The sequence below is a fragment of the Arthrobacter sp. BC5 genome (assembly GCF_056680255.1).
The window spans coordinates 3,157,185-3,182,669 of the sequence record NZ_CM155273.1 but is presented as its reverse complement, the minus strand read 5'-3'; the positions used below and the strand labels follow the sequence as shown (position 1 = coordinate 3,182,669).

Sequence of the window (25,485 nt, the reverse complement as noted above, 5' to 3'; positions counted from 1 at the left end):
ATTAGGGCACGATGATGGCAAGAGTCGATCCATCAAGACGTTCTCGCGCATGTCGAACGCTGACAATTTGGAGCTTTCTGAAGCTCAGAGGGCCGAACTCAGGCGGCGACTCTCACGCCTGATAATGTCGCCGAGTCTCGTATTAGCGGCTCGTTCAGCTCACGCGGATCGAGATCATGAGCGGATGTTTATTGAGTCTTCAATTCGCATAGACCTTCGACCCCAACTATCGAATGCCGGCAAGCTGGAGGGCATCGTTCCTTGGCACACCCTACGTATTCAGTACGCAGCGCGGCTCCAAGATCGTAACTTTAGCGAGTCACTAGCTCTTGATCATCGTGATTTAGTAGCTCTGAGAAAGCAGATTGATCGATCACTTGAAGAGCAACTGAAATTGCAAGCTGAGATGTTGTCTAAATCTGTTCTCGTTTGGGATCCGTATGAGCCAAAAGATTCGGCAGAGGTAGCTAACGATGAGTCCTAGGTATGACGATCTTCTCGAACCTGGGCGATACCGACGCAAAACGCTCGACGAGGAGATTGAGCTCTTCCGGTTTGAGGATTTCGATCTCGCTGTCGAGAAGAGCACAGAAGGTCTGTTGCGTTCTCACCAGATTAGTCGCATGGACGCAGCAATTCGCGCTATTGATGATGCGAAGATGCAATTCGGCATGGACACTTTCGAGCCGTCTTCCACCGCTGCGACTGGCGACCTTGTAGTCGCCCAAACCCCAAGTGCGGCCGAGGTCGGGGCGTTGAAGGAATCTGACGAGCGTCACGGAGCAACGGAGAGTCTCGTTCGAGTTGTTAGCCTAGGTGCTGCGCACAGTCGCATGTGGCTATTTCTTGTTGTCTTTGCATTGGTGGCAGGCGTATTAGCAGGTGCTGCATTTTTTGCAGGGGTCGGTCTCAGTCCTTCGGTCGCCCTTTATGGTTTAGTCGGGACACTGGGTTTAGGTGTGGTACTTTTCTTGCTTAGTGCACCAAAGGCTTAGTAGAATGAGAGGCAGTAAATCCGACGACAATAGCTTGTTTCGCTCCATAGCCCACGTTCTCAAGGTGGCACTGAAAGTAGAGTTTGGGTCTCCTGTAGGGCAGGTGAATGTTGCGGTCACCTTCTTGCCGATGCTCATAATTGCTGGTTTAAACCTGGGCTACAGCCTCATAGACCGGGCTGCTAATATCGCGCTAGCGATAGCTAACGGTGCTACACAGCTTCCAGAAGCACCTCAGTTCGATTACGGTCTCTTGGTCGGCCTCATCGTGCTGACGACAATCTGCATGTTCTTTACGACCTATACTCACCTCCGTATCAATGGACCTTCTGGTTCAAGCCCGCAAAACGGCAAGGTCCCATAGCGACATGGCCGGCTTCAACAGTCGGCTAGGCCCGTGACCCATACGAGGGTGTGCACGCTGTGCACACCCTCGTTCCGTTGTTTGGGGTCGTTCTCGTCAGTTCCCTGGAGTCCCCGGCACTTTTCCATGTCAGCCTTGTCCTCAGGTCGCGCTTGTCCGGTTCGAGTCCCACTTCGGGCACCACGACGTTCCCGACCGGCGGCCGGCAACAGGGCTACTCGGCTGTCGGCCGCTTTCGCTGCAGTTTCGTGGCTGACCGTCGTTCCTTGGCAGCCACTCGCCGGCGGACCGAGCCCCGGGTCGGCCGAGTCGCCCTGCGCGCAGCCGGTTCGGGCGCGAGGCCCTCTGCCAGAAGGCCGGCGAGCCTGGCCAGGGCGATCTCCCGATTGCGCAGCTGGGAGCGTCGTTCCGAGGCGGTCACGGTGATCACCCCGGAGGCGAGACGGGCTCCGAGACGCGTCAGCAGCATCAGGCGCTGGCTGTCCGAGAGCGCCGCCGAGCGTGCGACATCCCAGAAGAGTTCCACGCGGCTGTCCGAGGTGTTGACGTGCTGCCCGCCCGGCCCGGACGAACGCGAGAACCGCCAGCCCAGTTCCGACGCGGGAATCGTGAGCGCGGGCGTCACCTCCAGATCCATGCACCAAGCGTCGCACGAGAACGGGGCCGGGAGAGATCCATCGGAGTTGCCGGGGGTACATTGAGCCCATGGCAAGCGAAGCGATGATCCTCGATGTCGACGGCCCGGACGGCACGCGGGCGGTCCGCCTGTCGAGCCCGTCCCGCGTGCTCTGGCCCCAGATGGGCCTGACGAAGCTCGACCTCGCGCGGTACCTCGTCGCCGTCGCGCCGGCGTTCCTCCGCGCGAACGGCGGCCGTCCCCTCTCGCTCCAGCGCTTCGGCGGAGACGTGGACGGCGAGTACTTCTTCAGCAAGAACCCGCCCAGGGGCGCTCCCGATTATGTCCGCAGTGTGACGGTGGTCTATCCCAGTGGCCGCTCGCACCCCCAGCTGGTCCTCGACGAGCCGGCCTCGGCCGTCTGGGCCGTCCAGATGAACACGGTCGTCTTCCATCCGTGGGCCTCGCGCGCCGAAGACCCGGACCTCCCCGACGAACTGCGGATCGACCTCGACCCGCAGCCCGGCACGACCTTCGCCGACGTCGTGGCCGCCGCTCACGAGCTCCGCGCCGTCCTGCACGAAGCAGGCCTGACCGGCTTCGTGAAGACCTCGGGCAACCGCGGCCTCCATGTCTTCTCGCCCATCGAGCCGCTGCACGAGTTCCTCGAGGTCCGCCGTGCGGTCATCGCCGCCGCCCGGGAGCTCGAGCGGCGGATGCCGGATCGCGTGACGACGGCGTGGTGGAAGGAGGAGCGTGGCGCGCGCATCTTCGTCGACTACAACCAGGCGAACCGGGACAGGACCATGGCCGGCGCCTACAGCCCGAGGGCGTTGCCGCACGCCCCGGTGTCCTGCCCCGTCTCCTGGGAGGAGCTGCCGGGCCTCGAGCCGGCATCCTTCACCATCATGACAGTGCCCGAAAGGCTGCGGACCCAGGGCGACCCGTGGGAGGACCTTCATGCGGAGCCCGGCACGATCGACGTGCTGCGCAGGTGGTGGGACCGAGACGTCGAGAACGGACTCGGAGAGTTGCCCTTTCCGCCCGACTTCCCGAAGATGCCCGGCGAGCCCATGAGGGTGCAGCCGAGCCGCGCACGTAGCCGCGACTGATCCGCCCTGTCAACGGCCCTGCCACCACCTGTATCGCCTGCCCGGGGACGTGCAGCCGCTGGTAGAACGGAAGGAGAACGTTGCCGCGCCCCGCGTCGAGCCGGGCCTGATTCCGTGCCGGACCGCCCGTCGGCACTGGGAGACCCATGAACAAGAGCGTGCTGTCATCGACCCTCCTCCTGCTGCTCCTGACGGGATGTGGCGGCAACCCCGCGACCGATGCCGAGCCGCCCGGTCCCACGCCGGATCCCGCACAGACCCAGAGCGACGTTGCTGCTGCGCCGTCGGATGCGCCGTCCGTCGAGGGACTCACCGATTCCAGCAGCGGCAGCTTCGCGTTCCTGATCGACCAGGCCAGGGGCGACATCGTCCTCCCCGCGGAAGCTCCCGGGGACATCGAGGGGCTGCGCACCCGGCTGGGCGAGGATGCGGTGACCTACGCGCTCGTGACGGTGCAGAATCCCGAAGGCGGAACGCCCCTCGAGCTGGAGACCATCACCGTCTTCACGCCGGAGGGCCAGGACCTGGAGTTGCGTCCCGCAGCGACGGTGATCGAGGAGTGGGGCGCGGCATCCAACGGCGGCGAGTCCTCGTCGGAGGTCGTCGGGCTCGTCGAGCAGTACAGCGGGGGAGCGGTGCCCGGGGACACGAGCGAGCTCCTGATGATCGGGGCGTTCCCCGAGGTGCCGGAGACGGTGCGACAGGTGATGGTCCAGCCGACCGGTGGCGAGCCCGTGGAGGCCACCGTTAGGCCGGAATCGTAGGCACCGGCGCCCCGAGTCGACGGCGCCGCGGAGTAAACTCACGGTATGCCGAGCAAGGAAAACCCCCGCACCGCTGTGGTCATCGAAGACGACGACGACGTGCGCGACCTGCTGCACACCGTGCTGACCGGGTCTGGTTTCCGCGTGCACACCGCGCCCGCGGGCCTCGCGGGAGTGGAGATGGTGCGCCGCCTGATGCCGGACGTCGTCACGCTCGACGTCGGACTGCCCGATATCGACGGTTTCGAGGTGGCGGAGAGGATTCGCCGCTTCTCGACCACGTTCATCGTCATGCTGACGGCGCGCACGGACGCGTCCGACGAGAAGAGAGGATTCGAGGCCGGCGCCGACCGCTACCTGCGGAAGCCCTTCCGGCCCGCCGAGCTGCGCCGCCACCTGCAGGAGGGCACGGCGGCGACGTCCGACGCCTGATCGGTCACCGTCGAGCAGGCCCCGTCAGTGGGACCGTGCGCCCGCAGTGCTCACCAGTAACGGTTCGTTGAGCGCGTCCGAGGCCAGCCCTGTCACCAGGGCGTAGACGCCCTTGTGCAGATAGTCGACGGTCTTCTCGCCGGCCGGCCACAGGGACGGGGCGGCTCCGGCACCCGTGGCGTTCTCCAGGGTCTGGTCGAAGGCGAGGCGGAGGACCGTGTGGGCGGCCGTGGCGGAGCCACCCCGGATCCCTGTCACGGACCAGATGCCGCGCAGGGCGCCGAGAGTTGCTCCGGTCAGCCAGTGCATCGCATGGTTCCACGCGGGATAGTGCGCCGAATCACTCGCGGGTCGCCCGCATAGCAGCCGCAGCGTCCGAGCCGGGATGTGCGAGTCGGGGCGGTGTGTGAAGTGCTGCTCCACGAGCTCGCCGACGGTCATCGCGGCCGTACCCAGCAGGCCTGCCGCCACGCCCCGCAGGGCGGCCCCGGCCAGGACGGACCGGCGTCCCGTCACTGGTTGTCCTCCCCGCGCGCGTCATCGTCGAGATCGGTGTCGATCCCGTTGTTGTCGTCGTAGTTGCCGGTGTCTGTCCCGGAATTGTCGCTGTCCTTGGTGCCCAGGTCGCAACCGCCGAGGAAGAGTGCACTCGCGGCGAGGAGGGCGGCGATGGACTTGAGTTTCTTGTCGGCCATGGGAGGCTCCATCCTTCGGGTGCCGGTCAGGGACGACGGTCCCGCCGTCCCTGATCCACGCTAGGCAGGGGGTAGGAGAACCGGCAACCAGCGGCCCTCCGGTTGGCCGGCTTGCAATCCGGGCTGCCGTTCCTATCCGGGCAGGAGACCGTAGCGCTGCAGGAGCCTGCCCAGCGGATGGCGGGCGATTCGTCGAACCGTGCGCCCGTGCCCGGTTTCAGGTGCGGGAGTCGCGGATCAGGTTGGTGATGCGCGCGGTCGAGAGACGGCGTCCCTGTTCGTCCGTCATGACGACTTCATGCGTGGTCAGGGTCCGGCCGAGGTGGATGGCGGTCGCGGTGCCGGTCACCAGTCCGGAGTCCGCGCTGCGGTGGTGCGTCGCACCCACCTCGATGCCGACGGCCTGTCGTCCCGGCCCTGCGTGAAGCCCGGCCGCGAAGGACCCGAGGGTCTCGGCGAGCACCACGTGCGCTCCGCCGTGCAGGATGCCCGCCACCTGCTGGTTGCCCTCGACCGGCATGGTCGCGACCATGCGCTCCGCGCTCATCTCCTGGAACACGATGCCCATCTTGACCGTGAGGGCGCCCACGCCGTACCGGCCCAGCCAGCCGTGCATCTCCGCGGGAACACCGGCGGCGACGAGCTCCGCGAGCCGTTCCTCGGACGGTTCCTGGACGGCGTCGGGCTGGGTGCGGTTGTCTGTCATGGCAACTAGGCTGGCACCTGTGAGTGAAACAACCAAACCTGCTGCAACCCTGACCATGGCGCCGCCCGCCGAGAGCACCGCGGAGGATGCGGAGGCTCCCTCCGGGGGACAGGCGCCGGCCCGGCGCAGTGATGGCTCACGCAACAGGCTCCTCGTCATCGATGGGCATTCGATGGCCTTCCGGGCGTTCTACGCGCTCCCGCCCGAGAACTTCTCCACCGATACCGGACAGCACACCAACGCGGTCTACGGTTTCACCGCGATGCTCATCAACCTCATCAAGGATCAGAAGCCGAGCCACGTCGCGGTGGCCTTCGACCTCGATACCCCCACCTTCCGCTCCGAGGAGTACACGGAGTACAAGGGCGGCCGTTCCAAGACGCCCGAGGAGTTCCACGGCCAGGTGGATCTGATCATCAAGGTCATGGAGGCCATGCGCATCCCCACCATCTCACTGGACGGCTACGAGGCGGACGACATCCTGGCCACGCTCGCGTACCAGGCGGCGGCGTCGGACTGGGACGTGCAGGTGGTCAGTGGAGACCGCGACGCCTTCCAGCTCGTGAACGACCGCGTGACCGTCCTGTACCCGAAGCAGGGCGTCACCAACATCCCGCAGATGGATGCGCAGGCCATCGAGGAGAAGTACTTCGTCCCGCCGCACCAGTACTCGGATCTCGCGGCGCTCGTCGGCGAGAGTGCCGACAATCTGCCGGGCGTCCCGGGCGTGGGCCCGAAGACGGCGGCGAAATGGATCAAGCAGTACGGCGGCCTCGAGGGCATCCTGGAGAACCTCGACAAGATCGGCGGCAAGGTCGGCGACTCCCTGCGCGCCCACATCGAGGACGTGAAGCGGAACCGTCGGCTGAATCGCCTCCTCACCGATCTGGACCTCCCGGTGGACCTCGACGCGATGGTCTCCCAGCACCCGGACCGCCCGGCCGTCGAGGACCTCTTCGACTCGCTGCAGTTCAACACGCTGCGCAAGCGACTGTTCGATCTCTTCGGTGAGGAGGAGACCGAGGAGGAGGGCGACGAGCAGAGTGCACCGTCGCACGTCGTGCTCGAGGACGCTGCCGCGCTCACACGGTGGTTCAGGGCGACGAACCAGGCGCAGGCGTCGGTGGCCCTGGCGACCGAGACGACGGCAGGAGCCACTGATGTCGTCGGGATCGCCATCGTCACCAGCCTCCACGCGGCGTTCATCGAGCTCGAGCCCCTCGACGCGGCGGCCGAGAAGGTCCTCGGGGACTGGCTGGCGGATACCGACGCGCCGAAGATCGTCCACGACTTCAAGGCGGTGTTCAAACTCCTGTCCTCCCGGGGCTTCCTGCTGGCCGGTGAGATCGACGACACCGCCATCTCGGGCTACCTCATCCAGCCCGACCGCCGCAGCTATGACCTCGCCGACCTCGCCCAGTACCACCTGCGCCTCTCCATCACGGCGTCCGCCAGCGATTCGTCGGGGCAGCAGGCGCTCGACCTCGGAGGCAACGACGTGGCATCGCCCGCCGTCGTGGCGGCCTACGCGGCATTGCGCCTCAGCGAGCACTTCGCCGGACAGCTCGTGGAGCGGGGCGCCAACCAGTTGCTCGGGGGACTGGAACTGCCTCTCGCCGAGGTGCTCGCCCGCATGGAGCTCACGGGTGTGGCCGTCTCGGTGGAGGGCCTGGACAGGCTCCTCGACGACTTCTCGAAGACGATCAGCACGGCCGGGTCCGAGGCGTACCGGATCATCGGCAAGGAGATCAACCTCGGCTCGCCCAAGCAGCTGCAGACCGTGCTGTTCGACGAGCTCGAACTGCCCAAGACGAAGAAGATCAAGACGGGCTATTCCACCGACGCGGATGCGCTCACCGACCTCATCACCAAGACCGGACACCCCTTCCTCGAGCAACTCCTCGCATACCGCGATGCCACCAAGCTGCGCCAGACCGTCGAGGGGCTCCGGAAGGCCGTCGGCGACGACGGACGCATCCACACCACGTACCTGCAGACGGTCGCTGCGACCGGCCGCCTGTCCTCGACCAACCCGAACCTGCAGAACATCCCCGTCCGCTCGGACGAGGGCAGGCGCATCCGTGAGGTGTTCGTCGTCGGGCAGGGTCGGAACGGCGAGAAGTACGAGAGCCTCATGACCGCTGACTACTCCCAGATCGAGATGCGCATCATGGCGCACCTGTCGGGCGACGAAGGGCTCATCTCGGCATTCCAGGAGGGCGAGGACCTCCACCGCTTCGTCGGCTCGCACATCTTCGGTGTCGCGCCGGAAGAAGTCACGAACGCGATGCGGTCGAAGGTCAAGGCGATGTCCTACGGCCTGGTCTACGGCCTCAGTTCGTTCGGGCTCTCGAAGCAGCTCAACATCTCGGTCGACGAGGCACGCACCCTCATGCGCGACTACTTCGAGCGATTCGGGGCCGTCCGCGACTACCTGCGCGGGATCGTGGAGCAAGCCCGGAAGGACGGCTTCACCTCGACCATCGAGGGGCGACGGCGCTATCTGCCGGACCTCTCCAGCGACAACCGGCAGCTGCGGGAGATGGCCGAGCGGGCCGCCCTCAACGCACCGATCCAGGGCTCGGCCGCGGACATCATCAAGAAGGCGATGCTCGGCGTCGACGATGCCCTCAGGCGCCGCGGGCTGGCGTCGCGCATGCTGCTGCAGGTCCACGACGAACTGGTCCTCGAAGTAGCGGAGGGCGAATCCGAAGAGGTCGAGGCCCTGGTCCGTGAGCAGATGGGCAGTGCGGCCGATCTCTCGGTGCCCCTCGATGTCTCGGTCGGTACGGGCGCCAGCTGGCACGACGCCGCCCACTAGGGGTGCCACCGCTGTGCGGGCTGTGCTCGTGCGTGAAGCGCTCGAGCGGGGCGATGACCATACCCCGATTTCATCGAACACGTGTACTAACCACGATGGAGACAGGGCGCTGTGGAGGACAAGACGACACCCCTTATCCACATACGCACGCGCAGGGGGGGGACTCCCTCGAAGCCGCAGCCCGACACGGCCCGACACAGCCCGACACGCCCTCATGGCGCCCCTGTCCCCGCCGGACAGCCCCGGCTAGGGTGATGAGGTGAGCGACAACACCGCACCGGACCTGTACACCGAGATCTTCACCCCTGACGCCGACGAGGACGCCACGGCGGACGGCCGCTTCACGAAGTGGCTCGATGCCGAGGGCATCGGGTTCCACGAGGGAACGTTCGATCCCGAGGACATCCCGAAGTTCCTCGGGGCGTACCAAGCGGACCAGCGCGTCCTGTGGGGCGTCCACGACCGCGCCCAGCCCGCCGAAGCCCTCGGCTCGGACCATCCGGTGGCAACCTACGGCACCATGGTGCACCCGCTCAACGTCGGGGCAGGGCAGATCGATGCCCACCAGATCACGGCGGTCACCGTACGGCCGAGCCACCGGCGCAACGGCATCCTGCGCTCCATGATGACGAGGGACCTCGGCGAGGCCGCGGAACGAGGGCTCCCGCTGGCCATCCTGACCGCGTCGGAGGCCACGATCTACGGGCGCTTCGGGTTCGGTTGTGCCACGTTCACGCAGACCATCGAGGTGGATGTCAGGGAGCGGTTCGAGGTGACGGCGCCGAGAACGGGAACCACCACCCTCGTCGCCCGGGAGCACGCCGTGCGCCTCGCCCAGGAGATCTTCGCAGGCTTCCATGCCGTGACCTTCGGATCGGTCGACCGGCAGTACGCCTACCCGCGCCGCGCGTCGGGCGAATGGGGCAGGGAACGGCCGGTCGAGGATCGCGGCGTGCGAATGGCGGTGCACTACGACGCCGCGGGAACGCCGGCCGGGTATGTGTCCTACCGCTTCGCGGGCTGGGAGACCACGCCCTACACCATGAAGATCGTGGACCTCGTGGCGACCACACCTTCTGCCTACCTCGAGCTCTGGCGCTACCTCGGGTCGCTCGACCTCGTGCAGGTGATCACATGGGACGAGGCGCGGCGAGACGACGCGCTGCCGTGGTCGCTCCGCGACCGGCGCTGCTACAGCGTCAAGGGCACCGACGACGTCCTCTGGGTCCGCCTGCTCGACGTGCCGGCCGCGCTCCGTCAGCGGTCCTACCGGGGTAGCGGCAGTATCGTCCTGGAAGTGCTGGACACCCTCGGGATCGCAGGCGGCTCCTACCTCCTGACCGTCGTCGACGGGGTGGCGCAGGTGGAGCATGTGGACGCTGCAGCAGCACCGGACGTGACGCTCACCGTGAACGCGCTCGGATCGCTGTACCTCGGGGGAGTCCAGGCTTCCACGCTCGCGGCGGCCGGTGGACTGACGGCTCATGCGGACGACGCCGTCGAGCTGCTCGACACGCTGTTCGGGCTCGCGCGGGAACCGTACTGCATCACGCATTTCTGAGCGCGACGGACTACGTCGCGAGGCGAAGCCCTGCTTTGACGGTGTTTGGCCCCGAGGCTAGACTGAACAGGCGCGTAGTGCGCTTTGGACGGTTCCGGTGCAGACCGGGATCCCCGGGGCGCGGTACCACTCCTGAATCTTCCGAGGTTCTTTCCATTTCGTCCACATCCGGACATCGGAACCCGCTCCCGGCCCAGCTGGAATCGCGGTGTCCGCCATGACCGGAGCAAGTAATCATCCACAACGGAGCCCCAACTACATGACCATCACCACCACCGAGAAGCAAGGTGCCCCCGTCGTCGCCATCAACGACATCGGCACCGCTGAGGACTTCCTCGCAGCGATCGACGCCACCATCAAGTACTTCAACGACGGAGATCTCGTCGAGGGTACGGTCGTCAAGGTCGACCGCGACGAGGTTCTGCTCGACATCGGTTACAAGACCGAGGGTGTCATTCCTTCCCGCGAGCTTTCCATCAAGCACGACGTCGATCCCGGAGACGTCGTCTCCGTGGGCGATCAGGTCGAGGCTCTGGTTCTCACCAAGGAAGACAAAGAAGGCCGACTGATCCTCTCCAAGAAGCGTGCTCAGTACGAGCGCGCCTGGGGCGACATCGAGAAGGTCAAGGAAGAAGACGGCGTCGTCACCGGTACCGTCATCGAGGTCGTCAAGGGTGGCCTCATCCTGGACATCGGCCTGCGCGGCTTCCTGCCGGCGTCCCTCGTCGAGATGCGTCGCGTCCGCGACCTGGCTCCGTACATCGGCCAGCAGATCGAAGCGAAGATCATCGAGCTCGACAAGAACCGCAACAACGTCGTGCTGTCGCGTCGTGCGTGGCTCGAGCAGACCCAGTCCGAGGTGCGCTCCACGTTCCTCAACAAGCTCGAAAAGGGCCAGGTCCGTCCGGGCGTCGTCTCCTCGATCGTCAACTTCGGTGCGTTCGTGGACCTCGGCGGCGTCGACGGCCTCGTACACGTCTCGGAGCTCTCCTGGAAGCACATCGACCACCCCTCCGAGGTCGTCGAGGTCGGTCAGGAAGTCACCGTGGAGGTTCTCGAGGTCGATCTCGACCGCGAGCGTGTCTCCCTGTCGCTGAAGGCCACCCAGGAAGATCCCTGGCAGACCTTCGCTCGTACGCACGCACTGGGCCAGGTTGTCCCCGGCAAGGTCACGAAGCTCGTTCCCTTCGGTGCGTTCGTCCGCGTCGAGGACGGCATCGAAGGCCTCGTGCACATCTCGGAGCTCGCCGTCCGCCACGTGGAACTGGCCGAGCAGGTCGTCTCCGTGGGTGACGAGCTCTTCGTCAAGGTCATCGACATCGACCTCGAGCGCCGCCGCATCTCCCTCAGCCTCAAGCAGGCCAACGAGGGCGTCGACGCCGACAGCACCGAGTTCGATCCCGCGCTCTACGGCATGGCCGCCGAGTACGACGAAGAGGGCAACTACAAGTACCCCGAGGGCTTCGACCCCGAGTCGAACGAATGGCTCGAGGGCTACGAGACGCAGCGCGCCGCCTGGGAAGCTCAGTACGCCGAGGCCCAGTCGCGCTGGGAGTCCCACAAGAAGCAGGTCGTGCAGCACGCGTCCGACGACGCCGCTGCAGCGAACGAGCCTGTGGAGTCGAACGCGACGAGCTACTCTTCGGAGCCCGTTGCCGCCGATACCGGATCCGGCACGCTTGCCTCGGACGAGGCACTCGCAGCACTCCGGGAGAAGCTGACCGGAGCGTAGGCTACCGCGTTCCAGCTGAACCGAAGAAGGCCCCCGTCCATTGGACGGGGGCCTTCTTCTTCCTCGATGGAAGGCGGACTCGTTGGGAGGCGGATCTGATCCGGGACCGATCCGATCCGGACGGATCGCCGGCAGGGCGCTCTTCGACGTCGGCCGGTGCGGCTCCTACCGCCGCGTGGATCGCGTGACGGTGAAGCGGGGGGAGCGATCGAGCTGGAGCGTCGGCCCGATGGTCCGTTCGAGCACAGGCCGGTACCGGAGGTGGCTGTTCCAGACCGTCCAGAGCTCCCCGCCGGGCTCGAGGACGCGCGCGCAGGCGTCGAACAGCCGGTGCGCGATACCGGCGTGGACGGTGCTGCCCGTGTGGAACGGCGGATTGAGGACGATCACGCCGGCCGAGCGATCGGGAATGGCCGACAGGGCGTCGTCCCGACTCACCCTGATCCGGTCCGCGACGCCGTTCGCGCGTGCCGTCGCGGCTGTGGCGGCGACGGCCGACGTGGACTGGTCGGTCGCGTACACCCTCAGCCGAGGATCGCTCAGCGTGAGGTACGCGGAGATCGTGCCGTTGCCGCACCCCAGGTCGATGACCTCGCGTCCCCCGTCCGGACGCCGGTCAGCCACCCCCCGGAGGTGGGGGAGCAGCATCCGTGTCCCGGGATCCAGGGATGCGCCGCCGAAGGTGGCACCGTAGGCGCGCAGTTCGAGCGGCCGGTCGAGGCCGACGTCGTACCTCGCGCTCCGCGGGAACGCGGACGCGGCGACCACGCGCGGCTCACCCGCGATCAGCACGCGTGACTTCTGCCGGGCAAGGCCCGCGGTGACGTCGGCGAAGTAGCGTCCGAGCACATCGTTCATGGACAGGGACATGTGCTTGACCCTGCCCACGGCCAGCACCCGGACGTCCGGCCGCCCGTACGAGGCAATGGTCCAGGCGATCTCTTCGAGCTCGTCGAGTGAACGGGGTAGTCGCAGCAGGACGGTGGTGACGCCATCGAGCAGGCAGGCGTCGAGGGGGACGGACCGGTAGGCGCCGTCCATTCCCTGCTCGGCGGCATTCGCAGCGAGCGCCTGCTCGTGGACGAGGCCGTCCTGGAAGGCGCGGATATCCTGCAGGCCCGAGAGGTGCGCGGCACCGAGCGTGAGCGCGCCGTAGGAGTCGTTGACGGTCGCGACGGCGCCACCAGACCGGAGACGCTCTGCTGCTGTGTCGAGGAGCAGGCGGTCGGCGGCGTCCACGGCGACCAGTTCCGGTGCCTCGACGTCGGGGCGGCGGCGCAGGAGGTCGAGGGAGAACGGGCTCATCCCATCCATCCTAGGTGCCGCTGCGACCCGGTGGCGGTCAGGGAGGGGTGGTGCCGGAGCCCGACTCGTTGCCGCCCGGGTCGGTCTCTGCGCCCGGTCGGCGTTCGAAGAGCCAGTCGAGTGCGGTTGCATCCGGACTGCCCGCCGCCTCCCGGGGGGTCATCGCGTTCTCCGGCTGCTCGCCCTCCCCGGCGGGGTCCGTGCTGTAGGGGGCTCGCAGAGGGGGAGGCAGCCGGTCGATCAGTTCGTTCGCAGCGTGAGCCAGGAGGTCGCGCTGGAGCGGTGGGAGCGTGAAGGATCCGTGGAGGTAGGCTTCGACCTCGTACTCGCCCGCATCACCGCCCAGCGCGAAGTAGTGCAGCCACAATTCACTGCCACCGATCTGGGCATGACGGATCGCCCGAAGGAGGTTGACCCGCTGATATTCGTGATCCGGACGGTTCTCCACGAGCTACGCCTTAGTGCGAGCTACCGGCAGTGCCGTCGAGGACGGAGCGGGCGATGATGCGTAGGTCGGTCTTCGTGGAGGACGCCTCCGACAGCATCCGCCGCATCGCCTGCTCGGCGTCCAGCCCGTGTCGTTCCATCAGGATTCCCCGTGCGGTATGGATGAGGTCGCGGGTCCCGAGTGCTTCCTGGAGGGCGCGCGTCGCCGCTGCGGGAGCGCCGTCCGGCTGTGCGCTTCCCAGCAGCGTCGCCGCCGGCGAGGCGAGGAGAGCAAGTTGCTTCCTGTCCTGCCCGGAGAAGGCCGAGGGCAACGGCGAGTAGACCTTCAGCGCGCCGATGCTCCTGCCGTCATGAACCAGCGCGGTGCTGAGGGTCGAGCGCAGCGGGAGATGCGCGACGGCCTTCTGCCACAGGGGCCAGCGGTCGTCCGACCGGACGTCATCGACCTGCACGCTCGACTCGGCGGCCCAGGCCGTCAGGCACGGGCCCTGGCCCAGCTCGTACTGCAGGGCATCAGCGGTGGCGACGACGTCGTCGGTGTAGCCGGTGCTGCGCTTGCGTCCCTGGTCGTCGAGGAGGGAGACACCCGCTCCGAGTGAGCCGGGAATGGACTTCTTCACGGCCTCTGCCAGATCCTCCACGGCGCGGCCGGCCTTCATCTCCGTCAGCAGGAGGCCCTTGAGTCTGGCGAAGACGAAAGTCAGTTCTTCCATCGGTGAAGTCACAGTTCCAGCCTCGGCAACAGAGTCGTTTCGATCGATTACAAAGTATCAGGATACACACGGCGTTCCGCCCCCTGCTGGTCCTGTCGCGCTGCCGTCCGAAGGTGTAGGGGAGCCCCAGTGGCCCCCGCTGTCACGGCTCGACACCGCCCAAGACCTGCTTGCCCGTGGCTGTCCGACGTGCCTAGGCTGGAATTACTAAGCACCCTTTCCAATGAGTCAAGGAGTTGACGTGACCGGATCATCAGGCCATGACGCACTGCCGCTGCCCGACTACGACCACATCCCGCTGGGCACGCTGCCCACACGTATCACAGGCCTCGACGAGGGCGGCCTGCGGGTGCTCCTCGACTACGAGGAAGCACACGGCGACCGACTTCCGGTGAAGCTCGTCCTGCAGCAGCGGCTGGAGGCAGTCCAGGGCGGCGCCGAGCTCTCCGACGGAGCAGGCACCTCGATGCCCGAGGTGAGCAGCACCGCCGGCGGTTCGCCCGTGAGCCCCGCGACGTCGGGCCCTCCGATCAACCCGCCGTCCCAGGGCGACCCCACCAACCCCGCCCAGCCGCGCTAGCCCTTCGAAGGCGACCGCTTCGTCCGGGAAGCCCCGAATGCGTCCCGGGGCCCGTGACTGCAGAGGCCCCCGGATGCAGCCGTGCCGTCCGTATCACCTATGCGGACGGCACGGCTGCGAGCAGCTCCTTCTCCTCGACGAGTTCCAAGGACAGCGTCTTGTAGCCGACCGAATCGAACAGCACGGTGATGATGCCCTCCTCGTACCCCATGACGGTCCCGCGTCCCCACTGCGGATGCTCCACCTCGCTGTCGATCCCGAAGGGTAGGTCGCCGGTGTCCGCGACCGTCACCCCGACCGGCTCCGGATCTCCGATCACGGATTCCTCGCGCGCGCAGTTGCCGCAGTTCCCGCAGGGCTCCTGCAGCTCCTCCCCGAAGTACGAGAGCAGGAACTGCCGCCGGCAGCCTTTCGTCTCGGCGTAGCGCCGTGCCATCTCGATGCGTGACCGGTCGATCCGCTCCCGGGTCTCCGCCTGGTCCACGGCTTTGGCGACAGCCTCGTCGGCGGACATCCTCCTGGCCCGGTACCCCTTCACTCCGTCCCCGACGGCACCTGATGCCTCGAGGAGGTTGAGCAGACCGGCCAGCTTCCGCGGTGGGAGGCCCGAGAGGTCCTTGAGCTTCTTGGCCTTGACCGGCTTGTCCTGGGCCGCGAGGAGCAGGAACAGTTCGCGGAGCCGGGTGCGATTGACGGACTTCGCTGCGAAGAACCGGCGCAGGGACAGATCCTCGGGCCGGTAGTGCAGGATCGCCCGGGATGCGAGCCCATCGCGCCCGCCCCGGCCGATCTCCTGGTAGTAGCTGTCGAGCGAATCGGAGATGTCCGCATGGACGACGAAACGCACGTCCGGCTTGTCGATACCCATGCCGAAGGCGGTCGTCGCGACGACGACGTCGATGGTCCCGGTGAGGAAACCTTCGTGCACGGCCTCGCGCTCCTTCTTCCGGCGTCCTGCGTGGTAGGCATCGGCCCTCAGCCCGTGCTCCTGCAGTTCGGCTGCGAGCGCGTCGGCGGACTTCTTCGTCGCGACGTACACCAGTCCCGGCCCTGGAAGGTTGAGGACCTGGTCGCGGACGGCGTGCTCCTTCCCGGCTCCCTCCACGTGGTGGACGACGTCCAGTGAGAGGTTCGGGCGGTCGAAACCCCCGACGATCACCACCGGCTCCGCCAGGTGGAGTCTTTCCATGATCTCCTTCTGCACGGGGTGCGAAGCTGTGGCGGTGAGTGCCACGACAGGGACCTTCAGGTCCCTGAGGAGGTGGCCCAGCTGCAGGTAGTCGGGCCGGAAGTCGTGGCCCCAGGAGGAGACACAGTGCGCCTCGTCGACCACGACGAGCGAGACGTCGAGCGCGCGGAGGCGAGCGGCGACGTCGTCACGGGCGATCTGTTCGGGAGCTAGGAAGAGGAACTTGGCCCGCGTGGACTCGTCGCGGTCGTCAGCTGCGTCCCACGCCGCGTCGAGCTCGCTCTTCCTCATGCCGGAGTTGATCACGTGGGCGCGAGTGGCGCCCGCGCTCTCATTGATGGACTCAGCCTGGTCGTGCTGCAGCGCGATCAAGGGTGAGATGACGACGGCGACGCCGGGCAGGGCCATGGCGGGCACCTGGTAGATGGCCGACTTGCCGGAGCCGGTCGGCATGACGCACAGGACGCTGTGGCCGTCCAGCACGGCCTCCATCGCGCGCTTCTGGTCGGCGCGCAGATCCGCCCAGCCGAAGGTGGAGGCAGCGGTGTCCTGTAGGTCCTGCAGGGTGATGGTCACGGTTCTCCTCCACGAAAGGTAAGTACCCTTAGCGTATTGAGGGGCACCGACATTTCTCAGGGCCGGTCGATGCGGATCAGGATCCTTGACAGCCCGGGACGGGCTCCGGGCTAGGGTTGGTCCATGCTGCGCATCGGACTGACAGGAGGCATCGCCGCCGGGAAATCCGCCGTGTCATGTCAGCTCGGGGACCTCGGCGCCGTCATCATCGACGCCGACATCCTGGCACGTCAGGCCGTCGACACGAATTCGCCGGGACTGGACGAGGTGGTGGCCGCCTTCGGCCAAGAGGTCCTCCGAGCAGACGGCTCACTCGACCGGCCCGCGCTCGGCCGGCTCGTCTTCACCGACGGCTCCGCGCGGGAGCGGCTCAACGCCATCATCCATCCACGCGTGCGCTCGGAGGCCTCCCGGCGGATCGGCGAAGCGCCCGACGACGCCATCGTGGTAGAGGACATCCCCCTCCTCGTCGAGACGGGCCAGGCGTCCCGATTCCACCTCGTCGTCGTCGTCGACGCGCCGGACGCGGTGCGCATCGGACGGATGATCGGGCTGCGCGGCATGGAGCGCGACGACGCCGAGCGACGCATCGCAGCGCAGGCACCACGGTCGGTGCGGCTGAGGGAAGCGGACGCCGTCCTCGTCAACGACCGCGGACTCGACGACCTCCATGCCGCGACGGCGGCGCTGTGGGACGGGCGCATCGTGCCGTTCCGGGACAACCTCGTGGCGGACCGGCCGGCCGCGCGCCGCCTCGAGCCCGCTGCCGCAGGACTGGCCGGCACGAGCGGACTCCGACGGCGGCTGCAGGCGAAACTCACCGCGGCGCTGCCAGCCGGGGCCGTCGTCGAGCCCGACGGAACCGACGAAGCCCCTGAGGCATCGTCCCGCGGCACGTCCGGGTACGACGACACCGTATCGGCCGTGCTGCAGGTCCGCGTGCCGAGCGCCGTCGGTCCCGGTAGCGCATCGATGGCCGTGGCAGGGGCGGGTTTCCCGCAGGCCGGCAGCTCGCGGGAGCAGGGCGGGGCAGGCGTGTCCGCCGTCCATCGGGCAGCGGATCCGGCGCTCGACGTCACGGTCCTGGTGCGCACCCTGCCCGATCCCGCATGACGGCTCCGGGCAGGTGCGGGGCTTTCAGCCCCCAGCAAATCCGGGGGGAAGTGTCACCGGCAGGGTCTACCGTTGAAGCATGAGTCTTGCGCAGGATATCAAGCGTGTCGTGGCCCCGTTCGAGGTCATCAGCGAGTACCAGCCGGCGGGTGACCAGCCCACAGCCATCAAGGAACTGGCGGAGCGCATCAACGCGGGGGAGAAGGACGTCGTCCTCCTCGGCGCCACCGGAACCGGAAAGAGCGCGACCACGGCCTGGCTCATCGAGCAGGTGCAGCGCCCCACGCTGGTCATGGTGCAGAACAAGACCCTCGCGGCGCAGCTCGCCAACGAATTCAGGGAGCTCCTGCCGAACAACGCCGTCGAGTACTTCGTCTCGTACTACGACTACTACCAGCCCGAGGCCTACGTCCCGCAGACGGACACCTTCATCGAGAAGGACTCCTCGATCAACGAGGAGGTGGAACGGCTCCGGCACTCCGCCACCAATGCCCTGCTGACCCGCCGTGACGTGATCGTCGTGGCCACCGTCTCCTGTATCTACGGCCTCGGCACGCCCGAGGAGTACATCAACAAGATGGTCACGCTGCACCGCGGCGACCAGATGAACCGGGACGAGCTGCTGCGCCAGTTCGTCGGCATGCAGTACACGCGCAACGACATCGACTTCCACCGTGGCACCTTCCGGGTCCGGGGTGACACCATCGAGATCATCCCCATGTACGAGGAGCACGCACTCCGTATCGAGTTCTTCGGCGACGAGGTCGAGAACATCTACACGCTCGACCCCCTGACCGGGAACGTCATCCGCGAGGAGGAGGAGATGTACGTCTTCCCTGCCTCGCACTACGTGGCGGGCGAGGACCGCATGACGCGCGCCATCAAGGACATCGAGGACGAACTCCAGCAGCGGCTCACGGAACTCGAGGCCCAGAACAAGCTCGTCGAGGCGCAGCGCCTGCGGATGCGGGTGACGTACGACCTCGAGATGATGCAGCAGATGGGATTCTGCAACGGCATCGAGAACTATTCACGTCATATCGACGGACGGGGACCGGCAACGGCCCCGCACTGCCTCCTCGACTACTTCCCGGACGACTTCCTGCTGGTCGTCGACGAGTCGCACGTGACCATCCCGCAGATCGGGGCCATGTACGAGGGCGACATGTCGCGCAAGCGGACCCTCGTGGACCACGGCTTCCGCCTCCCGTCGGCGATGGACAACCGCCCGCTCAAGTGGGACGAGTTCCTGGAACGCATCGGGCAGACGGTCTACCTGTCCGCCACGCCGGGCAAGTACGAGCTGGGCAAGGCCGACGGCTACGTGCAGCAGATCATCCGCCCGACCGGCCTCATCGATCCCGAGATCGTCGTCAAGCCGACCAAGGGCCAGATCGACGACCTCCTCGGTGAGATCCGGAAGCGCGTGGAGATCAACGAGCGCGTGCTCGTCACGACGCTCACCAAGCGTATGGCCGAGGACCTCACCGGGTACCTGCTCGAACACGGCGTCAAGGTCGAGTACCTGCACTCGGACGTGGACACCCTGCGGCGCGTGGAGCTGTTGCGCGAACTGCGGATGGGCACGTTCGACGTGCTGGTGGGCATCAACCTCCTCCGCGAGGGACTCGACCTGCCCGAGGTGTCGCTCGTCAGTATCCTCGACGCCGACAAGGAGGGTTTCCTCCGCAGTGCCACCTCGCTGATCCAGACCATCGGTCGCGCGGCCCGCAACGTCTCCGGGCAGGTCCACATGTACGCCGACCGCATCACCGACTCCATGGCACGGGCGATCGACGAGACCAACCGGCGCCGCGCCATCCAGGTGGCCCACAACCTCGAGCACGGGATCGACCCGACGCCCCTGCGGAAGCGGATCGCCGACATCACGGACACGATCAACCGGGAGGACGCCGATACGCGTGCCCTGCTCGAGGAGGCCGGCAAGAACCGCAAGCCGAAGAAGGGCGCCGGCAACCACTCCGGCCTGGCGTCCGTGCCCGCCGAGGACCTGACCGACCTCATCCAGCAGCTGACGGACCAGATGCACACCGCCGCCGGCGAACTGCAGTTCGAGCTCGCCGCCCGCCTGCGGGACGAGGTCGGGGACCTGAAGAAGGAACTCCGGCAGATGCAGTCCGCCGGTCACGCCTGAGCACCCGTCCGGAGACGGAGCGGCGGTCGGGGCGAGGCCGGATGGGACGTGACGGCAGGACGTCAAGGGTTCCGGCAGACGGTCACCGAGGGGTGGCTGTTCGTCGGCTTCGCTGCCGCCCGGGTAGCATTGACCGGACGTAGGGGAGTATCCCAAGCGCTACGGACGTCAACACGCAGGGCATCGATGCTCCGCCGGGCGTAGCGGTCGATCGGCGATGAGCCGCGGCGGAGAGACTTACGGCAATTCACCGCATACTCCGGAAGGTACTCCATGCCCGCGTTACCCCTCTGGTTCGAGATCGGCACGTTCGTCGTGCTCGGGATCATCCTGCTGTTCGATCTGCTGCTCGTGGTCAAGCGCCCGCACGAGCCCTCCATGAAGGAGGCGGGACTGTGGGTCGCCTTCTACGTGGGCCTGGCGCTCGTGTTCGCGGCACTGATGTTCACCTTCACGGGGCCGGAGTACGGGGGGCAGTTCGTCGCGGGCTGGATCACCGAATACAGCCTCAGCATCGACAACCTCTTCGTCTTCATCATCATCATGGCGCGCTTCTCGGTACCGCGTAAGTACCAGCAGGAAGTGCTGATGGTGGGCATCATCATCGCGCTGATCCTGCGCGGCATCTTCATCGCCCTCGGTGCCGCCGTCATCGAGAACTTCAGCTGGATCTTCTACATCTTCGGAGCCTTCCTCCTCTACACGGCCTACAAGCAGGCCACGGATTCCGGCGAGGACGAGGAGCACGCCGGCGACAACAAGCTCATCGGCAAGCTCAAGTCCGTCCTTCCGATGTCGGAGTCCTACGACGGCAACAAGGTGCGCACGGTCGTCGACGGCAAGAAGGTCTTCACGCCGATGCTCATCGTCTTCGTGACGATCGGCCTGACCGACCTGCTCTTCGCCGTCGATTCGATCCCGGCCATCTTCGGACTGACGCAGAGTGCGTTCATCGTCTTCACGGCGAACATCTTCGCCCTCATGGGCCTGCGTCAGCTGTACTTCCTGCTGGGCGGTCTGATGACCCGCCTCATCTACCTCAAGCACGCGCTCTCGGTGATCCTCGCCTTCATCGGCGTGAAGCTCATCCTCCACGCCATGCACGTGAACGAACTGCCGTTCATCAACGGTGGCGAGCACATCGAGTGGGCTCCGGAAATCCCGACGTTCGTGTCGCTGGCCGTGATCGTCGCGACCATCGTCATCGCCGTGATCGCCAGCCTGATCCGCTCCCGGGTCTTGGACAACGCCGCAGTGGAGTCCGATGCCAAGGGTGAGGTGGCCGACGACCCGGCGGTCGACGAGGAGCTCGACCAGGCTGCCGGCGAGGCCGGCGCGAAGGACTTCCGCCGCTAGCGTCAAGGCCCGGACCGCCGGCGCAGTCCACCACGGGGGCAGGGGAGCTCGCGCTCCTGCGGATCCCGCAGGGGACGGGTCCCGCCCCCCGCGACGGAGGCTGCGCCGGCTTCCGGGGACCAGCAGAGGTCCGGGCGAATCATGCCCAGGGACTCCAGCCCGATGCCTGTGATGCGCCATACTTACCGCATGGACGCCGCGGCGAAACAGAGCGACCGCCTCCTGCTTGCCATCCTGTCGGGGATCGCGGTGCTGGTGATCGTCGCCCTGGTTGCGGTATTCAGCCGTGGAGACCCCGCTGCGCTGGACGAGTCGAGTCCCGCGGGCGTCGTTCAGCGGTACAGTGCGGCCGTCGTCGATGGAGACACCGACAAGGCCGCCGCCTACCTGACGACGGCGGCAGGCGCGGACTGTCGGGCGGTCGTCGACACGGCTCCGCTTCCCTCGCGCGTCATCCTGATCTCGACGGACGAACGGGAGGACTCGGCCCTGGTGCGGGTCTCCCTCGTCACCTCGAATCCGGGTGGCCCGTTCGGGCCCGCGGAGTACGAGACGGAGGACCGCTTCACCCTGCAGAAGGTCGGCGGGCAGTGGAAGATCGACCAGGCGCCCTATCAGCTTCTGGTGTGCTCGGACACCCGGGTGGGTCCGTGAGCCGGCCCGCCACGTCTGCTGCCCCCGCGCCAGGTCCGGAACAGCTCGCACTCCGGCGCCTGATCCTCTACGGTCTGCTGTTCGCGCTGGTGGTGGTCGCCGCCGTCGGGCTCAGCGGGTTGCTGGACCGCCTGCTCACCAGGGAGGCTGTCCTGGTCTCTGCCGATGTGACAGAGCTGGCCCGCGCGCTTGCCTTCACGTTGATCGGTGGTCCGCTCGCGGCCCTCCTGTGGTGGGTGGTCTGGAGGCGGCTCGGGGACCGCGCGGAGCGGAGGTCGGACGGATGGGGACTCTACCTGTCCGCGGTCTACACGGTGTCCCTGATCGTTGTCGTGACCTCGCTCCTCTCCACGGCGGCGTCGTTGATCGGTCCGTACGGATCGCCCTGGTCGTCATCCCTGTCCACGGGTCTGGTCTGGCTGCTGGTGTGGGTCTGGCACCGCTGGATGTGGCGCCATCCGGCGAAGTCCCCGAGCAGTCTCGAGGACGTCCCGGCCGTCATCGGATCGGTCTACGGGCTGGTGCTGGGCAGCTTCTCCGCGATCGCCGCCCTCGGCGGACTGCTCGACGTCGCGCTCAGTGGGCACGCCAGTCTGATCCCTCGTGGTGAGACCTGGTGGCAGCCCGTGCTGCGGGCCCTTGTGTGGGCGACCGGCGGAACGCTCGTCTGGTGGTGGCACTGGTATCGGGACGCAGGACGCAGGCTGACGACCCCCCCTGGCGCACATCGCGCTGGTCGGCGTGGGCATCTTCTGTGCCGGCCTTGTGGCGCTCGGGGCGGCGGGAACCGCACTCTTCGTCCTCCTGAGGATCGTGTTCGACAGCACCGGCCGGACGGGTGAAGTGCTGGCCCCCCTGGGTTCAGCCGTTGCGGCTGCCGGTATCGGCGCTCTCGTCTGGCGTTATCATCGGGTGGTCGCGGACGATCGTGCCATCGCCGTGCGGCGTGCGGGCAACCTGATGACCTCGGGCGTCGCCCTGGCGGCGGCCGCTTCGGGTGTCGGCGTGATCATCAACGCGACTTTTGCGATCACCGTTTCCCCGCTGGTCGGCAGCGGGTCCCGCACTCTGCTGCTCGCCGGCCTCAGCGCACTCGCGGTGGGAGGCCCCGTCTGGTGGCACACCTGGAAGCCGACCAGGCCTCCCCGGAACGCCTCGTCCATCCCACCGGGCAGGCGTGTCTACCTCGTCGCCTTCTTCGGCATCAGTGCCGTGGTGTCGGTCATCGCACTGCTGGTCATCGGCTACAGGCTCTTCGAGTTCGTCCTGGGTGATGTGTCGGGCGGCAGCCTCGTGGACCGGATCCGGGGACCGCTCGGGCTGCTGATCGCAGCGGCCCTGGTCTCGGGGTACCACTTCGGCCTGTGGCGACGCGAACGGGTGGTGCTGGCGGCGGCTTCCCGGGACAGGCCGGTCGCCGTGGAGCAGATCACGCTCGTGGCCGGCCCTGCCCACGACGGCCTGTCGCGTGCCGTCGCGCAGGCGACGGGCGTCAGGGTCACGTCCTGGCGACGGGCCGACACCGGCACGGACACGACGGGGACGAAGCGGATCGCCCCGGATGAACTGGCCCGGCGCGTGGCCGAGGCACTGGCGGGAGTCACGTCCCGACATGTGCTGATCGTCGTCGCGCCGGCCGGTGGCACGGACATCGGATTCGACGTGATCCCTCTCGATCAGGGCGCCGGGACCCGCTAGAGAGGAACCCGCCGGACCCGTGACGAACGCCTATGCCTCTGTTCCCAGCCGTGTCATCGAGAGCAGGCGTTCGAAGATCGCCTCGCCGTCGTCGGCGATCCCGTCGTGGTGGAACTCGTCCGTCTCCCACACCTGGAGGTTCCGCACGGTCGCCGCCGTCGTCAGGGAAAGACCCCTGTCCACGTAGATGTCGTGGCGGTACACCGCTGCCGCGGCCGGGACGGTGTTCGTCGCGAGGACGTCGGGGTCGTACAGCGGCCCCCAGTCCTCCTTCGCCGCGAGGACCTCGGCGACCGCCCGGAGCGGCCGCAGCGCCGGATCCTCCTCGAAGTACCAGGGGTAGATCATCTCGCCGGTGAGGAGGACATCCCGTGCGTCGTCACGGAACTGCGGATACTCGCCGAGGATACGCTGGGCCGCCCACGAGGAGTCGAAGCCCTGGCAGTAGATCGATTCGTGCAGGAGCGCGTACAGCGGCTGCGATGCCCTGCTGACGACGCCGTGGACCTGCTCGAGGAAGGCCGCCGAGAGGCGCGGCCCGTCCGCCGTCGTCGTGAAGGCATCCTCCAGCAGGTAATGGAGGCCGTGGACCCTCGTATTCCCGCCGAGGAACGAGCCGACCATCTGGAAGCGCCGGGCGGTGAGCCGCTCGCCGCTGGGAAGTTTCTCCTCGACGTCGTCGAGGTGCCGGGCGATGCGCGTCACCAGGTCCCGGTCCTCCGGGTACCAGGAGAAGTACTCGTCGTTGCGCTCCTGCACCCGGGCGAACGTCGCGCGGTACACCTCGTCCGGCCGTCCGGACAGGGGGGCCAGTCCGCCCGTGATCAGGGCGCGGTCGATGCCTTCCGGCGCGTAGGACAGGTAGGTGAGCGTACAGAAGCCGCCGTAGCTCTGGCCGAAGACCGTCCAGGGCGGGCTGCCGAGGCGCTGGCGGATCAGTTCCGCGTCGGCCACGATCGAGTCGGCCCGGAAGTGCGCGAGGTAGTCCGCCTGGGCCTCGGGCGTCGCCAGTGCTGCAAGCGTCGCTGCATCCGCCGGCGTCGAGAGCCCGGTGCCGCGCTGGTCCAGCATCAGGATGCGGAAGTCCCGTGCGGCGGCCTTCATCCAGCCCGACAGCTGCGTGGTGCGCACGCCCCGTCCTCCCGGCCCGCCCTGCAGGAAGAGGAGCCAGGGGAGCCGCGCGGCATCCTCGTCGCCGTGCTCGAGCGAGGTGTACTCCCGGGCGAACACCTCGATGAGCACGGAGTCCGGGTCCGCGTGGTCGAGCGGGACGCGGAACCGGTGGGTGGTGGCGCGCAGGCCACGCATGACGGTTGTCCTGCCGACGGCGTGGTCCGCGGGGTCGCCGAAGGAGCCCGCGGCCGGCGTGGCGTCGACGGCTTTCCGGCCGCCCGTCGGGACGCTCACCGGGCGGCGACGTCGGTGAGCGCCGGGCCGGTCAGCCGGAACGTGCTCCACTCCGACTGGGGCCGTGCACCGAGGCTCTCGTAGAAACGGATGGAGGGCTCGTTCCAGTCGAGCACCGACCACTCGACCCGGGCGTAGCCACGCTCCACGGCGATCCTCGCCAGGTTGGCCAGGAGAGCCTTCCCGTAGCCCGCCCCCCGTGCCTCAGGGCGGACGTAGAGGTCCTCGAGGTAGATCCCGTTGACGCCCTCCCACGTGGAGTAGTTGAGGAACCAGAGGGCGAAGCCCTGCACCCTGCCCTGTGCTTCCGCGACGTGCGCATAGATGGTGGGCCGCTCACCGAACAGGGCATCCTCCAGCGAGCCCACCGTGTTCCTGACGGCGTCGGGCTCCCGCTCGTAGATGGCGAGGTCATGGATGAGTTGGAGGATGACCGGAACGTCCGCCGGCCGTGCTTCGCGAATGGTAGACATGGCCCAAGCCTAGCCAAGCGG

At 67.2% G+C, this 25,485-nt stretch carries 26 protein-coding genes; 16 read left to right on the top strand and 10 right to left on the bottom strand.

Going from position 1 to position 25,485, the window contains the following annotated elements:
- Positions 1-49 precede the first annotated feature (49 nt).
- The 3 genes from AC1MFI_RS14895 (at position 50) to AC1MFI_RS14885 (ending at position 1,359) form a co-directional block, all read left to right on the top strand.
- Complete coding sequence (locus AC1MFI_RS14895) at positions 50-484, top strand: hypothetical protein (protein ID WP_479817831.1); 435 nt, start codon at positions 50-52, stop codon at positions 482-484.
- A gap of 139 nt (positions 485-623) precedes the next feature.
- Positions 624-995 carry a hypothetical protein gene (locus tag AC1MFI_RS14890; protein WP_479817830.1) on the top strand — a complete coding sequence of 124 codons (372 nt, stop codon included), beginning with the start codon at positions 624-626 and terminating at the stop codon, positions 993-995.
- A 64-nt stretch (positions 996-1,059) separates the two neighbouring features.
- Complete coding sequence (locus AC1MFI_RS14885) at positions 1,060-1,359, top strand: hypothetical protein (protein WP_479817829.1); 300 nt, start codon at positions 1,060-1,062, stop codon at positions 1,357-1,359.
- 214 nt (positions 1,360-1,573) lie between these two features.
- Here AC1MFI_RS14885 and arfB read toward each other — a convergent pair whose 3' ends face one another.
- Entirely contained in the window at positions 1,574-1,996 is a 423-nt protein-coding gene (arfB, locus tag AC1MFI_RS14880; protein WP_479817828.1) for an alternative ribosome rescue aminoacyl-tRNA hydrolase ArfB, read from the bottom strand.
- A 68-nt stretch (positions 1,997-2,064) separates the two neighbouring features.
- On the opposite strand from arfB, the gene ligD reads away from it, so the two are divergent.
- From ligD to AC1MFI_RS14865, 3 genes are all read left to right on the top strand, one after another.
- Positions 2,065-3,087 (top strand): non-homologous end-joining DNA ligase, encoded by a 1,023-nt coding sequence (gene ligD / locus AC1MFI_RS14875; protein WP_479817827.1) that lies wholly within the window; start codon positions 2,065-2,067, stop codon positions 3,085-3,087.
- A 146-nt stretch (positions 3,088-3,233) separates the two neighbouring features.
- A complete protein-coding gene (locus AC1MFI_RS14870) occupies positions 3,234-3,851 on the top strand; it encodes a hypothetical protein (protein ID WP_479817826.1) in 618 nt (205 codons plus the stop codon).
- A 45-nt stretch (positions 3,852-3,896) separates the two neighbouring features.
- Positions 3,897-4,283: a response regulator transcription factor gene (locus AC1MFI_RS14865; RefSeq protein WP_479817824.1), complete on the top strand. Its 387-nt coding sequence runs from the start codon at positions 3,897-3,899 to the stop codon at positions 4,281-4,283.
- A 24-nt stretch (positions 4,284-4,307) separates the two neighbouring features.
- Here AC1MFI_RS14865 and AC1MFI_RS14860 read toward each other — a convergent pair whose 3' ends face one another.
- The 3 genes from AC1MFI_RS14860 to AC1MFI_RS14850 form a co-directional block, all read right to left on the bottom strand.
- Positions 4,308-4,799, bottom strand: coding sequence for a hypothetical protein (locus tag AC1MFI_RS14860; protein WP_479817823.1), 492 nt, complete (start codon positions 4,797-4,799; stop codon positions 4,308-4,310).
- Positions 4,796-4,978, bottom strand: a complete 183-nt coding sequence (locus AC1MFI_RS14855) for a hypothetical protein (RefSeq protein WP_479817822.1) — start codon at positions 4,976-4,978, stop codon at positions 4,796-4,798. The genes AC1MFI_RS14860 and AC1MFI_RS14855 overlap by 4 nt, the downstream gene beginning before the upstream one ends.
- Before the next feature lie 217 nt (positions 4,979-5,195).
- A complete protein-coding gene (locus AC1MFI_RS14850) occupies positions 5,196-5,684 on the bottom strand; it encodes a hotdog fold thioesterase (RefSeq protein WP_400484143.1) in 489 nt (162 codons plus the stop codon).
- A 172-nt stretch (positions 5,685-5,856) separates the two neighbouring features.
- On the opposite strand from AC1MFI_RS14850, the gene polA reads away from it, so the two are divergent.
- The 3 genes from polA to rpsA all read left to right on the top strand — a co-directional run bounded on the left by polA (position 5,857) and on the right by rpsA (position 11,798).
- Positions 5,857-8,505 (top strand): DNA polymerase I, encoded by a 2,649-nt coding sequence (gene polA / locus AC1MFI_RS14845; RefSeq protein ID WP_479820904.1) that lies wholly within the window; start codon positions 5,857-5,859, stop codon positions 8,503-8,505.
- A gap of 259 nt (positions 8,506-8,764) precedes the next feature.
- The gene (locus AC1MFI_RS14840; RefSeq protein WP_479817820.1) at positions 8,765-10,066 is read left to right on the top strand and encodes a GNAT family N-acetyltransferase; all 1,302 of its coding nucleotides are present in this window, start codon (positions 8,765-8,767) and stop codon (positions 10,064-10,066) included.
- A 259-nt stretch (positions 10,067-10,325) separates the two neighbouring features.
- A complete protein-coding gene (rpsA, locus tag AC1MFI_RS14835) occupies positions 10,326-11,798 on the top strand; it encodes a 30S ribosomal protein S1 (protein WP_104117334.1) in 1,473 nt (490 codons plus the stop codon).
- Positions 11,799-11,963: 165 nt separating this feature from the next.
- Here rpsA and AC1MFI_RS14830 read toward each other — a convergent pair whose 3' ends face one another.
- The 3 genes from AC1MFI_RS14830 to AC1MFI_RS14820 are packed head-to-tail and all read right to left on the bottom strand — an operon-like array spanning position 11,964 to position 14,263.
- A complete protein-coding gene (locus AC1MFI_RS14830; protein ID WP_479817819.1) occupies positions 11,964-13,103 on the bottom strand; it encodes a class I SAM-dependent methyltransferase in 1,140 nt (379 codons plus the stop codon).
- A 37-nt stretch (positions 13,104-13,140) separates the two neighbouring features.
- The gene (locus tag AC1MFI_RS14825) at positions 13,141-13,551 is read right to left on the bottom strand and encodes a hypothetical protein (protein WP_479817818.1); all 411 of its coding nucleotides are present in this window, start codon (positions 13,549-13,551) and stop codon (positions 13,141-13,143) included.
- A gap of 10 nt (positions 13,552-13,561) precedes the next feature.
- Positions 13,562-14,263, bottom strand: coding sequence for a GAF and ANTAR domain-containing protein (locus tag AC1MFI_RS14820; RefSeq protein ID WP_479817817.1), 702 nt, complete (start codon positions 14,261-14,263; stop codon positions 13,562-13,564).
- Between the two features lie 241 nt (positions 14,264-14,504).
- Here AC1MFI_RS14820 and AC1MFI_RS14815 point away from each other — a divergent pair, with 241 nt between their 5' ends.
- Positions 14,505-14,843 carry a DUF8129 domain-containing protein gene (locus AC1MFI_RS14815; protein WP_479817816.1) on the top strand — a complete coding sequence of 113 codons (339 nt, stop codon included), beginning with the start codon at positions 14,505-14,507 and terminating at the stop codon, positions 14,841-14,843.
- Positions 14,844-14,940: 97 nt separating this feature from the next.
- Here the strand turns inward: AC1MFI_RS14815 and AC1MFI_RS14810 are convergent, their stop codons facing one another.
- Complete coding sequence (locus AC1MFI_RS14810) at positions 14,941-16,608, bottom strand: RecQ family ATP-dependent DNA helicase (RefSeq protein WP_479817815.1); 1,668 nt, start codon at positions 16,606-16,608, stop codon at positions 14,941-14,943.
- Between the two features lie 123 nt (positions 16,609-16,731).
- Between AC1MFI_RS14810 and coaE the strand changes: the two genes are divergently transcribed.
- The 6 genes from coaE (at position 16,732) to AC1MFI_RS14780 (ending at position 23,584) form a co-directional block, all read left to right on the top strand.
- On the top strand, positions 16,732-17,721 hold the full coding sequence (coaE, locus tag AC1MFI_RS14805; RefSeq protein WP_479817814.1) for a dephospho-CoA kinase: 990 nt from the start codon (positions 16,732-16,734) through the stop codon (positions 17,719-17,721).
- Between the two features lie 79 nt (positions 17,722-17,800).
- A complete protein-coding gene (gene uvrB / locus AC1MFI_RS14800; protein WP_479817813.1) occupies positions 17,801-19,876 on the top strand; it encodes an excinuclease ABC subunit UvrB in 2,076 nt (691 codons plus the stop codon).
- A gap of 273 nt (positions 19,877-20,149) precedes the next feature.
- Positions 20,150-21,232: a TerC family protein gene (locus AC1MFI_RS14795; protein WP_479817812.1), complete on the top strand. Its 1,083-nt coding sequence runs from the start codon at positions 20,150-20,152 to the stop codon at positions 21,230-21,232.
- Between the two features lie 189 nt (positions 21,233-21,421).
- Positions 21,422-21,886, top strand: coding sequence for an LpqB family beta-propeller domain-containing protein (locus AC1MFI_RS14790; protein ID WP_479817811.1), 465 nt, complete (start codon positions 21,422-21,424; stop codon positions 21,884-21,886).
- On the top strand, positions 21,883-22,728 hold the full coding sequence (locus AC1MFI_RS14785; RefSeq protein ID WP_479817810.1) for a DUF5671 domain-containing protein: 846 nt from the start codon (positions 21,883-21,885) through the stop codon (positions 22,726-22,728). The genes AC1MFI_RS14790 and AC1MFI_RS14785 overlap by 4 nt, the downstream gene beginning before the upstream one ends.
- Complete coding sequence (locus tag AC1MFI_RS14780; protein WP_479817809.1) at positions 22,628-23,584, top strand: DUF5671 domain-containing protein; 957 nt, start codon at positions 22,628-22,630, stop codon at positions 23,582-23,584. The genes AC1MFI_RS14785 and AC1MFI_RS14780 overlap by 101 nt, the downstream gene beginning before the upstream one ends.
- 30 nt (positions 23,585-23,614) lie before the next feature.
- Here AC1MFI_RS14780 and AC1MFI_RS14775 read toward each other — a convergent pair whose 3' ends face one another.
- Positions 23,615-24,892, bottom strand: coding sequence for an alpha/beta fold hydrolase (locus AC1MFI_RS14775; RefSeq protein ID WP_479820902.1), 1,278 nt, complete (start codon positions 24,890-24,892; stop codon positions 23,615-23,617).
- A 95-nt stretch (positions 24,893-24,987) separates the two neighbouring features.
- Complete coding sequence (locus AC1MFI_RS14770) at positions 24,988-25,464, bottom strand: N-acetyltransferase family protein (protein ID WP_479817808.1); 477 nt, start codon at positions 25,462-25,464, stop codon at positions 24,988-24,990.
- Positions 25,465-25,485 lie beyond the last annotated feature (21 nt).

Excerpts from the sequence above, each read along its gene's own strand:
- uvrB (WP_479817813.1), top strand. The coding sequence starts at position 17,801 with ATGAGTCTTGCGCAGGATATCAAGCGTGTCGTGGCCCCGTTCGAGGTC.
- AC1MFI_RS14865 (WP_479817824.1), top strand. The coding sequence starts at position 3,897 with ATGCCGAGCAAGGAAAACCCCCGCACCGCTGTGGTCATCGAAGACGAC.
- AC1MFI_RS14850 (WP_400484143.1), bottom strand. The coding sequence starts at position 5,684 with ATGACAGACAACCGCACCCAGCCCGACGCCGTCCAGGAACCGTCCGAG.
- AC1MFI_RS14890 (WP_479817830.1), top strand. The coding sequence starts at position 624 with ATGGACGCAGCAATTCGCGCTATTGATGATGCGAAGATGCAATTCGGC.
- AC1MFI_RS14775 (WP_479820902.1), bottom strand. The coding sequence starts at position 24,892 with ATGCGTGGCCTGCGCGCCACCACCCACCGGTTCCGCGTCCCGCTCGAC.
- AC1MFI_RS14795 (WP_479817812.1), top strand. The coding sequence starts at position 20,150 with ATGCCCGCGTTACCCCTCTGGTTCGAGATCGGCACGTTCGTCGTGCTC.
- polA (WP_479820904.1), top strand. The coding sequence starts at position 5,857 with ATGGCCTTCCGGGCGTTCTACGCGCTCCCGCCCGAGAACTTCTCCACC.
- AC1MFI_RS14855 (WP_479817822.1), bottom strand. The coding sequence starts at position 4,978 with ATGGCCGACAAGAAACTCAAGTCCATCGCCGCCCTCCTCGCCGCGAGT.
- arfB (WP_479817828.1), bottom strand. The coding sequence starts at position 1,996 with ATGGATCTGGAGGTGACGCCCGCGCTCACGATTCCCGCGTCGGAACTG.
- ligD (WP_479817827.1), top strand. The coding sequence starts at position 2,065 with ATGGCAAGCGAAGCGATGATCCTCGATGTCGACGGCCCGGACGGCACG.
- coaE (WP_479817814.1), top strand. The coding sequence starts at position 16,732 with ATGCTGCGCATCGGACTGACAGGAGGCATCGCCGCCGGGAAATCCGCC.
- AC1MFI_RS14790 (WP_479817811.1), top strand. The coding sequence starts at position 21,422 with ATGGACGCCGCGGCGAAACAGAGCGACCGCCTCCTGCTTGCCATCCTG.
- AC1MFI_RS14820 (WP_479817817.1), bottom strand. The coding sequence starts at position 14,263 with ATGGAAGAACTGACTTTCGTCTTCGCCAGACTCAAGGGCCTCCTGCTG.
- AC1MFI_RS14895 (WP_479817831.1), top strand. The coding sequence starts at position 50 with ATGTCGAACGCTGACAATTTGGAGCTTTCTGAAGCTCAGAGGGCCGAA.
- AC1MFI_RS14770 (WP_479817808.1), bottom strand. The coding sequence starts at position 25,464 with ATGTCTACCATTCGCGAAGCACGGCCGGCGGACGTTCCGGTCATCCTC.
- AC1MFI_RS14830 (WP_479817819.1), bottom strand. The coding sequence starts at position 13,103 with ATGAGCCCGTTCTCCCTCGACCTCCTGCGCCGCCGCCCCGACGTCGAG.
- rpsA (WP_104117334.1), top strand. The coding sequence starts at position 10,326 with ATGACCATCACCACCACCGAGAAGCAAGGTGCCCCCGTCGTCGCCATC.
- AC1MFI_RS14870 (WP_479817826.1), top strand. The coding sequence starts at position 3,234 with ATGAACAAGAGCGTGCTGTCATCGACCCTCCTCCTGCTGCTCCTGACG.